Below are 14,381 nucleotides of genomic sequence, written 5' to 3'. Positions count from 1 at the left end.
AAATATTTAAACCCAAACTTGCTAAAGATAGCATAATGGCAATCCACGCTAGAATCGCTAATGTCCCAACTTTTCGTTATTGCTTTAAAACAACAAATATAGCAACGGCAGATACAATAATCGCCACAATCCCAACGCCTAGCACAATCCATAGCGCACGATTTGTGCTTTGTTTATTGCTTTTTATTCCATATTCAATTTGCCGTATATGTTTTTTCATATCCTCATCTACTTGCTGAACTTCGCCATAGACATTGATAAATCCCTCTTTTGTTTTCTTTGCTAATTCCTTTATCATTAGCTGATTTAGCATTGCCGAAGCTGCCGCAAATCTAATACTATCTTGAACCAAATCCGCTAATTGCGCAATCGCATCGCCTTGCAATCTTATAGCACGAGTATTTAAATCAGCTTGTTTCTCTACTCTGCTTTTGCCACCAGCAAATGGTATAAAGCGTCTTTTATCGCCTTTTACATATTGCGCTTCAGCAGTTAATGCCTTTGCCTCTTTTAGATTTTCGCATAATTGACTGATATTTTGCATTATAAAATTCGCTTTTTCTTGCGCAATAACCTTTAATTCGCCCTCATCTTTTGGTAAAACCTCAACATTTAATTCTTGCGTTACTAATTCGTTAGCCATTTTTATCCCCATTAATTTTTATTTCTTTTTAAAGATTTAAGCGTTGCGCCCAAATCATCTATCGCACTCATCGTATCTTTTGCGCCACTATATACAGCTTCTTGTGCATCTTTTAACACAAACCACGATTGTATAAGTTTGTATTGCACCACTTCGCCAGATTTTGTCATAATTTGGATTTGCAGTTTAGCTTCTTTGTCGCCACTTGCCCATTTATCCATATAATAAATAGCGATTGTGGATAGCAGTCCGCCGATAATCGCTGATAAAGTCGTAGATAAAATCGTGCCGATAGATTCGTTTATCACAGGCACGGGAAATGCCATTATCGGTGCTAAGACAGGGACAGATAGCAAAAGTTTTTCTATGCCCTCTGCTAGCCCTAGCGATAAAGCCCCTATAAGTCCTGTGGTTAGAATCTTTAGCGCGGCAAATCCCACTTCATCTTTTGACATATCTTTGGGCGGATTTGCCAAAATCTTTACTGCTTGAACTATGGATACAAACCCAGCGCGAATCACAGAAACTACACGCTTCAATGTGGTAAAAAATAGATTTATCACAAATACTACGATATTAGAGCAAAACGCCATTATCCCAGCTTCAATCGAGCCACCCACAATCTCTTTCCATTTTGCTTTGATATTTGCCAAAATCTTTTTTAATCGCTCTTTGAATCGATTAAAAATTTCTTTCAAACTCTCGCCCTTGTTTTTAAAAGTCGCTTTTATCTCATCAAAAAGTCCAGCCACAAGCTCACGCAAAATCACGCCGATAGCCGAATAAGCTGCCATTTTTGCTGCGTCTTTGCCACCTGTGGCTAGTAACTCACTAGAATATTTTTTAAGCGTAGCGGTATCAATCTCATTATAGACATATTTTCTAGCTTCTTTGTCCTTTTGCAAGGCTTTTTCTTTGTCTATGCCGTATTTTTCGCCTTTGGTTTGCCCTGTCTTTTTATCGTGTTTATCTATCCATTCGCTCATTTTATTGTCGCCTTTGGATTGATTTGAACTTGCTTCGCTCCACGCTAGATTTTTGTCATTTGTGGCGATTTTTGCCCTTTCCTCCACACTCAAAGATAAATGCGCTTTGGCATTTGACTCTATTTCTTTTGCAGAGACGATATGGTCTAAATGCGCCCTGCCGTCTTTTGGTAGTTCCTTGCCCGAATATGCGTCAATGATTTTATCTTGCGTTTGAAATGCCTTTTTTCGCATTTGTGGTAGTGGCTCATCATATCCTGCATTTTTGCGCACTTCGCTCCATTTGTCCTCTTTGCTTGCCTTGTATGCTTGATATTTTGCTTCATCTGCCTTTGTAGCTACCACACCTTTTTCAAAATTATGCGCTGTGGTTACATTGCCACCATCTTTTGAAGTAATCACAAGACTTGCCAAGCCAAACTGCCCTTCAATCGTTTGCAAAACATTATCTTTGCATAGATTTAACAAAGTCGCAGTTTGATTTTTAGGGAGTTTAGATTTTAGCGATTCAAGGTCTTTCATCGCCTCTTCTAGCCCACTATTTATCTCTATGCGTAGTTGCTCTTTTTTAGAGAAAATCTCCAATTCATCTGCCATTGTGTCAAAATCTTGCCTCTGCCAATTTGCAACTTCCGTTTCTATCGTTTTCGTGTTTTGTGTCATTGTAGCTCCTTTGTTTTGGGGTTTATTTGACTAGATTTTCATAGCAATGCGGTGGGAAAGAGATAAGATTTTCTAGCGAATTTAGCTTAGAATATAGTTTGTTTAGAGAGTCTTTGTCTAGTCGGGTGCTTATCTCTTGCTCGCCAAAAGAGGATTCCATAATAAAAGCGATTTCGACATCGCTAAATTTTGAAGCCCTATCTTTTGCGATACATTTCGCCACAGAGGGCGGGATAGGCGTGCCATTTTCTAGCAGGGGGAGCATTATTTCTAGCTTGCTAGCTATTTGCTTTTCAAATTCTGTTTTTATATCTTTGGGAGTAGGATTTGTGCTTTGTGAGAGATGGGAGGAAAGCCCGCTTTGCACATCATCGCAGGCATTTAGACAAAATACACAAATAGAAAGTGCAAGATAAGGCAGGACAAAAATAGATTTTGTGTGGAGCGTGCTTTGGTGTGCGTGATTAGTTTGCTTCATAGATTCCCCGATACAAATATAAGCCTTTGGCAAAATCTTGCGTTTATTTGGTGAAATTTTGCATAAAAAACGCAAGATAAACAAGGCATTATACTAGCCCCCCCCCCCTGAATGAATAGTAAATGAAAACACAATAAATGAAAAAATCTAAGATATTTTTGGTTTTTTATCACAAAAATGGGCAAAATCTAAATCCACAAAACGCAGAATAAGCGCGATGAGTGCTACAAAAATGACAAAAAGTGATAAAAAAAATCGATAAGTAAAAACTTAGCTTAAATTGCTTGAGATATTTTAGAATCTGCAAGCAGTTTTATTGCACATTATTTAGCATACAGCCTAGTTCAATATTTTTTTCTAATCGCTTATGTTTTGCTATGTTTGATAAAATGCCAAAAGCTTTCACTTTTTGTTGATAATTTAAGTCAAATACGGTTTTTCCTTGCGGTATTTGAGATATGAAATTATCTAGCGCATAAACAAGCCTTGCAAAATCCTTATCATCTTTTTCATTTTGCTCTTCTTGCTCAAATTCTTGGTCTAATATTTTTATTTTTTGCAAAATCTTTTTTATGTCATTATCGACTTCTTGTTTGCTTTTCCCTAGCGATAAAAGCTCTTTTTCGATTTTTATATCGTCCATATATTTTTGCTTTTCTTTCATATATTTTTGTTTTCTAAAGTCGTCATAAGTGCCACTCGAAGTTGGAGTATTTATCGCATTTTGCACTCTAAGAAATTTCATCATCCCTTCAATACAACTCCAAAATCCTTTTTGCTCCAAAACAAAATCTAGCATTTTCAAATTCTCATCTATTTGACTTTTATTTGTTTGCGAAGGATTTGCACTCGCCAAAAACGATACGCACAACATAAACGCAACTACTAATGTTTTCACTTTATCTCCTTATTTTTGTTAGATTTTATTCATAGATTTTAAGCTAGATAATATACAAACGCAGAACTACTGCAATTCTATGCGTTTTTCATTTAGCTCTCTAAACTTCTCACAGCCAATTTCCTCTCCCAAATCACAGCCCTTGCCATAATGCTCTTTCGCTTCTAATAGGCTTTGTCGCACGCTTACACCGCGTTCATAAAACACCCCCAAATTTACACACGATAGCGCGTAATTAAGAGCGCAAGCGGTTTTATGATATTGCGCTGATAGTCGCAAGTTTGCATTGATTGATTCTCCATTAGAATACAAAACACCTAAATTGTAGCAGGCAGTTGATTTGACTGCTATGTTGCCTTTATCGCAAGCTAGATTCCAATATTTAATCGTATTAGTAGAATCTGGGTCATCATAATATAAATGATAATAATTCCCTAACATTAAACACGCTTCATAATTTTTACTACTACACGCTTTTGCTAGTAATGCTTGCTCTTTTTGCTCATTTGCTTCCATTTCTTCTTCATTTGGACATAGATAATATGTCGCACCTTGATTGTAAATATCTGCGCTATACTCACGCGTAACAGGGGCAATATGCGTGGTAGTAGTATTCGTGCTACCAAACACATAAGAACCAAATATTTTTGTTTTTGATGCGCTATGTGTGCTAGACATTCCCACGACTTCCATTCTAGTCTCTTGCCAATGAGTAGTGTGTGAATACTCTGCATAGACGACAAAAAGATTTGATTTTACGCGCTTTGCTTTTATCTCTGCATTGTATATATCGTTTAGCTCACCACTAAAATGCGACTCTCCAATGAGATAACAGCCAGCTTTTATAAACTTGTCGTTTGCAATTTGTAGTAAGCCAATATTTTTTACTCTGCTTACAAAGCCTAGTTCTTTTAGTGTGGGGTAGGATTTTTCTTGCTTCATTTGGGTTACTTGCTCTTTGTCTATGTGAGAAGTATAAAACTTCGCAAACGGGTTTGTAGCACAGCCCGAAAAGATGATAATAGGCAAAATCCAAAAAAATATATGATTTCTTTTTGACATTTTTACTCCCTTGTGTGGATTTTAGTTTATAGATTTTATATTTGCAATATCTAGCTTAGAAAACCACTCCAAATCCTGCTCTAATTTAGCAATAATCGCTTCTATATCGTAATTTGGGTAAGGGAAATATGCGTCTTGATAGTTTTTTTCATTGTATGTTTGCACTTGTTGCTTTGCTACAAAAATAAATGATTCCTTATAAGAAGTGTTTATGCTTACTTCTATTTTTTTAGATTCTGTGTTGCATTTATGAAAGCACACTCTGCAATATACGCCACGACTAGCTTTGATATTTGGCGTATCGCTTCGTATAAACACTATGTATGGGTCATTTGTCATACACCCACTGCCAAAGGAGCATTTTGCAAAGTAACCATATTCGCCTAAAAAATTGTTGATAGTAGAATCAATCTGTGAGGGACATAAACCCTTTGTTGTTTGTTGATTTTTATTGCTACGGTCAAAAAATATTCCTAATGCTTTTTGCAGTTGTCCTCTAGCGTGTGTATCAAATTTTATTGACATTTTGCAATCCTTATTTTGTAGATTTTGCTTTGTGCTTACAAAACTTAGGAAAATCTTAGTAATGTATAAAATTTTCGCCAAATTTTTAACAAAGGCTATGCTACAAAAAAAAAAAAACAAAGTTTTAATACGCATTTGCAAATAAACATTTTTATAAAATTTATGTTGCTTGCTAATATTTCCTTATTTTTTTGCACCAAATATGTTTTGATATTGCCTACCAGATATGTTTTTGCTGATTTTGCAAAATCCCAAAAAGTCGTTATTTGAGAGAATATTTCTATTTTTTCGCTAAAATCCTAAACGCTTGAATTTGTGGAAAAATCATTGCTCCACGCAAATCCACTAGCTCAAGCAAAAGTGCTAGCGACTTAAAAACGCAAGTGTGGCGACACCAAACGCAAAATCTACTTAAAGGAGATAAAATGAAAAAGAGCATTGTATTTTTTGAAGCAAAGGGCGGAAGCGACAAAGGACCTGATGGGTATCGTAAAGACACGATGCCTATGGTAAATGCGCTTAAAGCAAAGGGTTGGAATGCAGAGGTAATCTTTTTTACCGATGAGATTTTGCGCGATGAATCTGCGCGCAATAAAATCTATGAGGAAGCAAAAGGCAAGTTTGATGGCTATGTCTCGCGTGTGAATCCGGGCAACTTAAAAGAGGAAAAACTCTACTTTGATGTGCTTCGCAAACTCTGTGATGCGGGGCTAGTGGGTATGCCTCACCCTGATGCGATGATAGGCTATGGCGCAAAAGACGCGCTTACCAAGCTCCGCAATACCGAGCTTGTGCCAACAGATACGCTAGCGTATTATGAGCCAAACGAAGCAGCGAGAATCGGCGTGAAATGGGAAGCAGGTGGCGAGCACGACTTTAAGAAAAATTTCCCCAAAACTTTAGCAAAGGGCGAGCGCGTGCTAAAGCAAAATCGTGGCTCCACAGGCGAGGGAATCTGGCGCGTGCGTCTAGAATCTTCTAGCGAATATGGCAAGGTGGATTCGCTACCTCTTGATACCAAAATCATCTGCACGGAAGCCAAAGACAACCATAGCGAAAACCGCCAACTAGGCGAGTTTATGGATTTTTGTGAAGCGTATCTAAAGGGCGATAATGGAATGCTTGTGGATATGACATTTTTGCCACGCATTAAAGAGGGCGAGATTAGAATCCTAATGCTGTATAAAACGCCTGTGTATGTCGTGCATAAAAAGCCAGCTGAAGGCGGAGATGCGTTCTCTGCGACACTCTTTAGCGGAGCGAAATACCGCTATGATGAGCCAAAAGATTGGCAGAGTTTGATTGATTGGTTTTTAGCGCAGTTGCCTGAGATTCGCCAAAAGCTTGGCAACTATGACTTGCCACTCATTTGGACGGCGGATTTTATCCTCGATACAGATTCTGCAGGCAAGGATAAATATGTGCTAGGCGAGATAAACTGCTCGTGCGTAGGATTTACAAGCCCTGCGGAATTTATGGAAAAAATCGCGCTAATGGTGGGGGACAATATCGTAGAAATCGTAAGCGAGAAAAAGGCGTAAATAAGCCTTAAAATGCTTAATGCGATAGATACCCAAATATTTGGATTTCGATTTTATAGCCTTTTGCTAGTTTAGAGCCTACACAGGCTCTAGCAGGCTTTGGGCTATTTTCTAGCCACTTTTCATACACTTCATTCATCTCATCAAAATCATTCATATCATTTAGCCAAATTTGCACTCTTGTGATATGTGATATGCTCGCATTGATTGCGCTTAACATAGAATCTATTTTGTCTAAAATTTCCTTTGTTTGCTCTGCGGTGCTTAGATGATGATTTTCACTCACTTGCCCAGAGCTTTCAAAAAATTTGCCATACACTACAAGCTGACTTAGGCGATGATTTTGCTCATATCTTTGTATCATTATTACTCCTTACTATTTATGTGTTTTTGGGGGCGAAAATTTGACAAAATACCCCCGCAAAAGCCACTGTGGCAAACACTATCCACAATGCTATTGAGATAGAGAATCTCTCTGTCATGATGGGTAAAAAAAATGTCCCAACCGCCCCACTTATCCTAGAGCAAGCAATCACTAGCCCCACACCAGAAGCCCTCAAAGCCACAGGAAAAAGCTCAGGCGTGTAGGCAAACTCAAGCACTCCAGCCCCAGCAAGCACGCAGGAAAATAAGCAAATCAACAAAACAACCAAAAATGATGGCAATAAATCGCTAAAGCCAGCCAAAACCGCCATAATCATAGCTAAAAGATAAAAACTCCCCACCACAAAGAATCTGCGTGAGATTTTGTTGATAACATAAAATCCTAACACAGAGCCTATAAACAAAAAAAGGTTATACACTATCCCGCCAAGATAGGGATTTTCTACTTTTAGCAATTCTAAAATCACGGGTATAAAAGTGCTTATCGCAAAATATGGAATCACTTGTGCCGAGTAAAAAACTATGCCTACTAATGTGGTTTTTATCCATTTGAGATTAAAAAGAGCAAAATACCCGCTTGAGTGTGGTTCATCGATATGACTTGGCAGTGCGATATTTTCCCCAAAATATTTTTGCACCATTAGTTGTGCTTTTTTGTGTTGTCCTTGCTTTATTAGATAAAATGGGCTAGATGGGCAGTTTATCCTTAATAGCGCGACTATAAAGCTAGGCAACGCAGAGCTAAGTAAAATATATCGCCAAGCATTTTCGCCAAAGTCTTGCATCATATATCCTACGAAGTATGCTAGGGCATAGCCTCCTACCCAGCCTATCATCATCGCGGAGAGAAGTGAGCCTCTGTGTTTTTTGGGTGTTAGCTCACTCACTAGAGAAATCCCCACCACATAATCTGCCCCCAGCACAAAACCCAAAACAAGTCGCAAAATAAAAAGCTGTAATGCAGAATCTACAAAAAATTGTGCCACAGAGATGAGACAAAATAATGGCATAGTCCATACAAAAATAGGTTTCCGCCCGATTTTATCTGCTACCACCCCCATAATCAAAGAGCCAAAAAATAATCCTAAAAGCGAAGCTGCTCCTATCGCCCCTAGCCACCAAGAAGTAAGCCCTAAAGATTTTTGCGCTAGCAACATAGTAATACCAATAATGCCTAGTATAAATCCATCGCAAAATTGTCCTCCAATACCTCCAAGTCCTATGCGCAAATGCGTCTTGCCAAAAGGTATTTCTTCAAATGATATTGTTTGTGTTTTTTGCATCGTTTTTTCCTTATGAGTCTTATCAAATATCGCCTGCGGCGTTTTTTTGCTCATACCAAAGACGCAGTTTTGCGCCAATGCTACGCAACGGCTCAGGTGGCATATAGCTTGCCTTATTGTTTGCTAAGATAAAATCCAAATTCTCTCCTTTTTCCCCCGCGATTAAATCCACTAAATAATGCGAAAGATACACGCCCTTTGCCATTCCCACACCATTACTTCCGCCTATGACATAGACATTTTTTGCCACTTCTCCAAAGATACTTTGACGATTTAGTGTCATACAGAGCATTCCGCCCCAAGTGTATTGAAATGATTTATGCGCTAGATGTGGGAATCTAGCTTCAAAAGAATCCCTAGTGCTTTGATACGCCCTCGCTAAATCCGCTTTTGTGCAGGATAATTGCGGGAAAAAATCTAGTAAATTGCGCACAAAGATTCTCTTATCAGGCGTAAATCGCAATGTCGTGCCTGCAGGGTGTGCGCTTGTTAGTCCATAGGGTTTCACATTGTTAAAATATTGCTTTATTTCATTATCGCTTAAAGGTTCGCTTAAAGAGGCATAAGTAAATATAGGTGCGTGCTTGTTTTTGACATAGCCAAACTCTTCTAAATGAGAATCTAGAGTCAAAATAAGTGTCTTGCATTTTACTTTTCCATTTGGAGTTTTTAGAATCTTGTGGCTGTGATTTTCTACCACTTCTATCACAGGGCTTTCCTCATACACTGCGATATTTTTTGGCAAGTGTTTTGCTAATCCACGCATTAGCGCACTTGGATTTAACAAAATATTATCAGGTGTAAAAACTGCTTGCTTGTAATAATCCGTGCCAAGCCTTGCTTGTAACTCTTTGTCGCTAAGTCGCAAAAACTCAAATCCACAAGGGGCTAAGTGCTTTTGAAACGCATCTAGCCCTGCGATATTTTTGCGTTCATACGCGCACATATATTTGCCAGCTTTTTGCCATTGACAATCGATACCGTAGCTTTCTACAAGGTTTTTTACAAATTTGATTGCAAAGCAATTTAGCTCATAGATTTTTTTATCGTGCGCGATATTTGGCTTGCTCCCATCAAGATTGTGCGGTAAATCAATCATAAAACCAGCATTTCTAGAGCTTGTGCCTTGCCCGATTTTTAGAGCTTCTATAAGGGCTATTGTGGCGTTGGGGTATTTGCTAGAGAGTGCATAAGCAGTGCTAACTCCAGCTATTCCAGCTCCTATTATGGCAAAATCCACTTGCTCATCGTGGGTTAGTGTTGTGCCTATTTTTTGCTCTTTATCCTTGCAGATTTCAAACCAGCCAATTTTTCCATCTATACTATCAAGGCGAGGTAGTCTTTTTATGTATTTTTGCATTTGATTATCCTTGTCTTTTGTGGTTTCTTGCTTTTAGCATACATAAAAAACTGCGCAATTTAAGTCAAAACCAAAAAAAAAAAAAAAACAATTTTTACCAAAAGTAACAGATTTTGCAAAAAATCACTTAAAAATTTCTTTGCTAAATATGAAGTTTAAGAGAATTTTTTTAATTCTTATGTGTGGATTTTTTCGTATGCAGGTGTGAATGTAGCGCATACTAAATTTATCTAATTTATACAATTTAGGATTTACGCAATTTAGGAGGAAGCGTTTTTTTTTTTTTTTTTTGAGGCAAAACTTTTAACTATGGTGTGAATGTGGTTTGAATACTATCGAAAAATGCGGTTTTTGGGATTTTTTAGTATGACAGTTGTTGATTTGGAGGGTTTGTAGGGTTAGGATTTTTTGGGTGATACTTAGCATAGAAAAAATATAGACGATACCAAAAATAGCGCAAAAAAGACTTGTTGGAGATATAAAAGATTTTCTAAAATCCTAAGTATCCAAAATCTACAAACACAAAAGAGATATTTCGGTCGTTTTACTTCCTCAATATGACAAACATTTTATCATTGCGCTTTTTTATCATTGCGGGCAATTAGATTCTGTGTCTTTGCAGAATCTAATGCGTGGCAATCCAAAACCACGCCGTCATTGTAGCAAGGATTTTGTTTTTGTCATTGCGAGAATCTAAGTTTTGTCAAAAAGCTAGAGTCGTGGCAATCTATCGCTATAAAATGCCAAAAACACGCTTTTTTACAAAAACTAATAAATGGATTGCCACGCGGGTTTTTGACAAATCCGCTCGCAATGACGAGATACTTCGGCTACTTACGAAACCTAAGCCCGACAAGATACCCACCCCCTAGCCCACTCCGCAAGGGAGGGGGAATCTTTATCATCATTGCGAGCAATTAGATTCTGTGTTTTTGCAGAATCTAATGCGTGGTAATCTATCGTAATCATTGTGAGAATCTAAGTTTTGTCAAAAGGCTAGATTTGTAGCGTTTTTTTATGATTTTGCTTGCAATATATAACGAGCAGAATCTTGTGGATTTTGGCAATCAAAAAAGTAGATTTGCAAAGTAAGATTTTGCTTTTTGTGGGTTTTTGGATTTTCTTTTTGATTCTCATTAAGTTGTTTTTCATCAAATCGATTTTCATCAAAAAAGCAAATGCGTGCTTTGTAGATAAATTCTCGTGGGATTTGTGCCTCTTGCGTGGAGTTAGATTCTCGTGTGCTTGTATCCGTGATTTTTGGGTAGATAAGATAGCCTTTTTCGCACTGATATTTCGCCAAATACGCAAAGAGCTGATATAAATCGCCCTGTGAGATTCCATAATCATTTCGACTAGAATCTAAAATCTTCCACTTGGTATCAGCGATAAAACGCGCGGATTTTGCGCCGTTTTTATAGCACACTATATCGGGGTTGATTTGAAATTTTCGCTCACCATTTATCTCTAGCAAATATTTGCTTTTTTCCTGTGCTTTTATGCTGTGCCCCTCGCCACACGCCCTTTTGAGATGAAATGCTACAAAACTCTCAAACAGCGCATTCATATCAAAAAGTAGCGCGAATGCCTTATCCCCGCCTTGATAGGGCATAAAATTATGGCGTTTGAGGAAAATTTTGCACCACAAAAGCAAAATCTCATAACTCTTAAAATGCCGTAGATTCTCGCATTTTGCGAAGTCTTTGTCATAATTTTGACTATGCGCGATGCCCTCAAACACAAAGCGACTTTGTAAAATGCGCCCACTTGTTTTGGCACTGAAATTACACTTGCTTAGAAGCAAAAGTGTGCTGACAATAAGGCGATTTGGCGCAATATCGGCGATAAATTCATCACTTGCGGTGAAAAACCGCTCTTTGTGCGCGAAATTTTGCTTTAGATTCTCGCTAAAAAGCAATTTGCCTTTGAGAAACGCGCGATTTTCCTCGCGCACGACATAATCGCTCTTTATGCCCCTTTTGATAAGGCACTCTAACTCATCTAAAAACATATTGGCAAAGATTTCAAGCAAGGGCAGTTTGCGCGTTTTGAGGTTTGAAATATGGCTTTGCTTAAATGGACTTTTTTTCAAAGTTTTAAGCATATTGAGTAAAATCTGCTTTGCTTCACACACTTGGCATTTTGTGCGCTTATTTGGCAAAGATTCCCCCTCCCTTGTGTGCGGGTGGCGCAGGGGGTGGGCGTTGTCATTGCGAGCCGATTTGTCGGCGTGGCAATCCATTTTTTTATCATTTTGAGCTGTAGGTAAAAAATTTACATTGTCATATTGAGGTTTCGTAGAAACCGAAATATCTCTATTTTTATTAAGGTTTTGAGATACTTCGCTACGCTCAGTATGACAAGAAAATAAGTTTGCTTTGTCTTGCAATGACGAGCAGGCGCAATTTTGAATTTTAAAGCCCTCATTTTCATTTGCTGTGCGAAAAGTCTTTGGCAAAATTTCAATGCAAAATCCACTTTTGGTTTGGATAAGCCCGACATAGTTTCGCGCTTTAAGGCGATTTTTGCCATAAGAATTTAAAAATATGTGGTTGCCTTTGTCATCAGCGAAATTTTTAAGTTCATTGAAAAACTTTTGGGCTTTGTCGTGTAGTTTTTCTTTGTCATTCTGAGGGAGCGAAGCGACCGAAGAATCTAAAACAGCGTGCAAGTCTTTATTATCGTTTTTGGATACTTCGCTACGCTCAGTATGACAAAGCACCTGAGCTATATCCTCCACGCCAAAGCTCTGCCACTCGGCGATACAAAGGGTGTTATTTTTACTCATTGTCGCTAGATTCGCGTGAATCGTTTGATTGGTAGATTTTAGTGAAAGTCAATGTATCCCACGAGTTAGAATCTGTGATTTCATACACGACTTTTTCACTATCTATTTCATCGTTAAATTTACCCAAAAAATCGGGTTTTGGCTTTGATTGAATCATTTGATTATCATTTAGCACGGCTTGGATTTTCTTATAATCATCATAAAAATACTCTTGCAACAGCGGGATAATCTTTAGCCCAAAGACTTCGCGTAAATCCTCCATAGAATCCACGCCGATAAAAAAGCTATGCCCAATGGTATGCTCTCTATCAAGCAAAAATTCGATTCGCGCATTTATAGATTGTAGCAAGGATTGCAAATCCACACCCTCGCAATCCGTGCGTAAAAGGCTAGGATTTGGCATCATCTCTACAAACTCAAATCGCCTGCGAAGCGCGGTATCAAGCAGGGCAATACTTCTATCAGCCGTATTCATCGTGCCGATTATGTAGAGATTGCTCGGCACTCCAAAGGTTTCGTTGCTATATGGCAAGGTTACGCGCAGTTCCTCACTCGCGCCGATTCGCTTACTAGGCTCGATAAGCGTGATAAGTTCGCCCAAAATCTTAGCGATATTCCCACGATTGATTTCATCGATGATGAGAATGTAGGGCTTTAGCACTGCTTTGCTTAAATCTATTTCACTACTATCTTGCCAAGTTGCTTCAAACTCTTGCATTTTTGTAAAAAACGCGCTGTAAAATCTATAATCTTCAATGTAGCCTTTGCGATTCCCGCTTGATGGAATCTTAAAATTATTGTCTGCCTTAAAATCTTTGTAATACGCTTTAATATTATCTGGTGTCAAAAATTTAGGCCATTTTGCTAAATATCCATTACGCGTAAAAATTCTTATAGTTTTATAGTTTGTATTTTTATACGGTGCAATCTCTACAAGCCAATTTTTATCACTCTCATCATTTTGTTTTAAAACATATTCTTTGCCCTGTTCTTGTTCATTTTGGATATGTTCGATAAAGGCTTCAAATAAATTAGATATTTGATTTTCCGCATTTAGCGTATTTGTATCTTTTAGCGAATTTTCCAAATTTTCTAGCGCGTTTTTGCAAAGTTGCTTAAAAATTCCGCTTTTGATTTGATATTCCATTTGGCTTGATTGTGCGACTTCGCTAGAATCTATAAGTTTTGGCTTTATGCCCTCGACAAATTCCTCATAAGAAAAACTTTGATGAAAGGTTACAAACGCGATTTGCCCACATTCTTTATATTTTTCAAAAATCGCCTTTTTATCCTCTCTAGATTCGGGAATCTGCATTGACTTATCATAATAATGCAAAATCTCCAAAGCCCTATCAATCGTGCTATAAGTCTTGCCCGTCCCCGGCGGTCCATAGAGGATTTGATTAAGTGGCGGATTAGTTATCACATTTTTTCCTTTTGGTTTAAGATTATTTTGTGTTATTTGTGGCAACATATCCTCGTAACCTTTTGGAACGGCGTAGATTTTGCAATTTTCATAAATTTGTTCAATATCTTTACTATTTATTGTGGTTGTTTTAATATGCGTAAAAATAGGAGACTGCCATATCACGCTAGAATCTGCTTCTACTTTATCCACAAAAGCACCATTTTTGTGAATATGTGCTATCCACCCACCACTTTTTACGACTTCATTTTTAAATTCGTTTTCATCTTGTGGGTAATGAAAATATTGATTGCCTCTAATTGTTACTTTGCTTTCTTTCCATTGTATTTGCTCTGTCATTTCAA

General features: G+C 37.9%; 14 protein-coding genes. 2 read left to right on the top strand and 12 right to left on the bottom strand.

Annotated features, from left to right (window positions below; translation table 11 throughout):
- Positions 1 to 76: 76 nt before the first annotated feature.
- From ACWIX0_RS01470 to ACWIX0_RS01445, 6 genes are all read right to left on the bottom strand, one after another.
- Positions 77 to 643, bottom strand: a complete 567-nt coding sequence (locus tag ACWIX0_RS01470) for a hypothetical protein (RefSeq protein WP_454171321.1) — start codon at positions 641 to 643, stop codon at positions 77 to 79.
- 11 nt (positions 644 to 654) lie between these two features.
- Entirely contained in the window at positions 655 to 2,292 is a 1,638-nt protein-coding gene (locus ACWIX0_RS01465; protein WP_454171319.1) for a hypothetical protein, read from the bottom strand.
- 22 nt (positions 2,293 to 2,314) lie between these two features.
- Positions 2,315 to 2,770, bottom strand: a complete 456-nt coding sequence (locus tag ACWIX0_RS01460) for a hypothetical protein (RefSeq protein WP_454171317.1) — start codon at positions 2,768 to 2,770, stop codon at positions 2,315 to 2,317.
- A 313-nt stretch (positions 2,771 to 3,083) separates the two neighbouring features.
- A complete protein-coding gene (locus ACWIX0_RS01455; RefSeq protein WP_454171315.1) occupies positions 3,084 to 3,668 on the bottom strand; it encodes a hypothetical protein in 585 nt (194 codons plus the stop codon).
- Between the two features lie 66 nt (positions 3,669 to 3,734).
- Positions 3,735 to 4,730 carry a tetratricopeptide repeat protein gene (locus ACWIX0_RS01450; RefSeq protein WP_454171314.1) on the bottom strand — a complete coding sequence of 332 codons (996 nt, stop codon included), beginning with the start codon at positions 4,728 to 4,730 and terminating at the stop codon, positions 3,735 to 3,737.
- A gap of 21 nt (positions 4,731 to 4,751) precedes the next feature.
- Positions 4,752 to 5,255, bottom strand: coding sequence for a hypothetical protein (locus ACWIX0_RS01445; protein WP_454171312.1), 504 nt, complete (start codon positions 5,253 to 5,255; stop codon positions 4,752 to 4,754).
- Between the two features lie 425 nt (positions 5,256 to 5,680).
- Here ACWIX0_RS01445 and ACWIX0_RS01440 point away from each other — a divergent pair, with 425 nt between their 5' ends.
- Complete coding sequence (locus ACWIX0_RS01440) at positions 5,681 to 6,796, top strand: Cj0069 family protein (protein ID WP_454150780.1); 1,116 nt, start codon at positions 5,681 to 5,683, stop codon at positions 6,794 to 6,796.
- A gap of 16 nt (positions 6,797 to 6,812) precedes the next feature.
- On the opposite strand, the gene ACWIX0_RS01435 is transcribed toward ACWIX0_RS01440, so the two are convergent.
- The 3 genes from ACWIX0_RS01435 to ACWIX0_RS01425 are packed head-to-tail and all read right to left on the bottom strand — an operon-like array spanning position 6,813 to position 9,823.
- Complete coding sequence (locus ACWIX0_RS01435) at positions 6,813 to 7,160, bottom strand: RidA family protein (protein WP_454171310.1); 348 nt, start codon at positions 7,158 to 7,160, stop codon at positions 6,813 to 6,815.
- A 16-nt stretch (positions 7,161 to 7,176) separates the two neighbouring features.
- Positions 7,177 to 8,463, bottom strand: coding sequence for an MFS transporter (locus ACWIX0_RS01430; RefSeq protein ID WP_454171308.1), 1,287 nt, complete (start codon positions 8,461 to 8,463; stop codon positions 7,177 to 7,179).
- Between the two features lie 22 nt (positions 8,464 to 8,485).
- On the bottom strand, positions 8,486 to 9,823 hold the full coding sequence (locus tag ACWIX0_RS01425) for an NAD(P)/FAD-dependent oxidoreductase (protein ID WP_454171306.1): 1,338 nt from the start codon (positions 9,821 to 9,823) through the stop codon (positions 8,486 to 8,488).
- 632 nt (positions 9,824 to 10,455) lie between these two features.
- On the opposite strand from ACWIX0_RS01425, the gene ACWIX0_RS01420 reads away from it, so the two are divergent.
- Positions 10,456 to 10,695, top strand: a complete 240-nt coding sequence (locus ACWIX0_RS01420) for a hypothetical protein (protein WP_454171304.1) — start codon at positions 10,456 to 10,458, stop codon at positions 10,693 to 10,695.
- Here the strand turns inward: ACWIX0_RS01420 and ACWIX0_RS01415 are convergent.
- From ACWIX0_RS01415 to ACWIX0_RS01405, 3 genes are read right to left on the bottom strand one after another with little or no spacing between them, the layout of a single operon-like run.
- Positions 10,667 to 10,792 carry a hypothetical protein gene (locus ACWIX0_RS01415; RefSeq protein ID WP_454171302.1) on the bottom strand — a complete coding sequence of 42 codons (126 nt, stop codon included), beginning with the start codon at positions 10,790 to 10,792 and terminating at the stop codon, positions 10,667 to 10,669. The genes ACWIX0_RS01420 and ACWIX0_RS01415 overlap by 29 nt on opposite strands.
- A 46-nt stretch (positions 10,793 to 10,838) precedes the next feature.
- Positions 10,839 to 12,611 (bottom strand): McrC family protein, encoded by a 1,773-nt coding sequence (locus ACWIX0_RS01410; protein WP_454171300.1) that lies wholly within the window; start codon positions 12,609 to 12,611, stop codon positions 10,839 to 10,841.
- Positions 12,604 to 14,376: an McrB family protein gene (locus ACWIX0_RS01405; protein WP_454171298.1), complete on the bottom strand. Its 1,773-nt coding sequence runs from the start codon at positions 14,374 to 14,376 to the stop codon at positions 12,604 to 12,606. Before ACWIX0_RS01405 ends, ACWIX0_RS01410 begins: the two co-directional genes overlap by 8 nt.
- Between the last annotated feature and the right edge of the window lie 5 nt (positions 14,377 to 14,381).

It is taken from the genome of Helicobacter sp. T3_23-1059 (assembly GCF_053654515.1).
The sequence above is the reverse complement of the archived record's forward strand: the minus strand, read 5'-3'. Positions and strand labels throughout refer to the sequence as shown.

Excerpts from the sequence above, each read along its gene's own strand:
- ACWIX0_RS01470 (WP_454171321.1), bottom strand. The coding sequence starts at position 643 with ATGGCTAACGAATTAGTAACGCAAGAATTAAATGTTGAGGTTTTACCA.
- ACWIX0_RS01465 (WP_454171319.1), bottom strand. The coding sequence starts at position 2,292 with ATGACACAAAACACGAAAACGATAGAAACGGAAGTTGCAAATTGGCAG.
- ACWIX0_RS01460 (WP_454171317.1), bottom strand. The coding sequence starts at position 2,770 with ATGAAGCAAACTAATCACGCACACCAAAGCACGCTCCACACAAAATCT.
- ACWIX0_RS01450 (WP_454171314.1), bottom strand. The coding sequence starts at position 4,730 with ATGTCAAAAAGAAATCATATATTTTTTTGGATTTTGCCTATTATCATC.
- ACWIX0_RS01445 (WP_454171312.1), bottom strand. The coding sequence starts at position 5,255 with ATGTCAATAAAATTTGATACACACGCTAGAGGACAACTGCAAAAAGCA.
- ACWIX0_RS01440 (WP_454150780.1), top strand. The coding sequence starts at position 5,681 with ATGAAAAAGAGCATTGTATTTTTTGAAGCAAAGGGCGGAAGCGACAAA.
- ACWIX0_RS01435 (WP_454171310.1), bottom strand. The coding sequence starts at position 7,160 with ATGATACAAAGATATGAGCAAAATCATCGCCTAAGTCAGCTTGTAGTG.
- ACWIX0_RS01430 (WP_454171308.1), bottom strand. The coding sequence starts at position 8,463 with ATGCAAAAAACACAAACAATATCATTTGAAGAAATACCTTTTGGCAAG.
- ACWIX0_RS01425 (WP_454171306.1), bottom strand. The coding sequence starts at position 9,823 with ATGCAAAAATACATAAAAAGACTACCTCGCCTTGATAGTATAGATGGA.
- ACWIX0_RS01415 (WP_454171302.1), bottom strand. The coding sequence starts at position 10,792 with ATGATTACGATAGATTACCACGCATTAGATTCTGCAAAAACACAGAAT.
- ACWIX0_RS01410 (WP_454171300.1), bottom strand. The coding sequence starts at position 12,611 with ATGAGTAAAAATAACACCCTTTGTATCGCCGAGTGGCAGAGCTTTGGC.
- ACWIX0_RS01405 (WP_454171298.1), bottom strand. The coding sequence starts at position 14,376 with ATGACAGAGCAAATACAATGGAAAGAAAGCAAAGTAACAATTAGAGGC.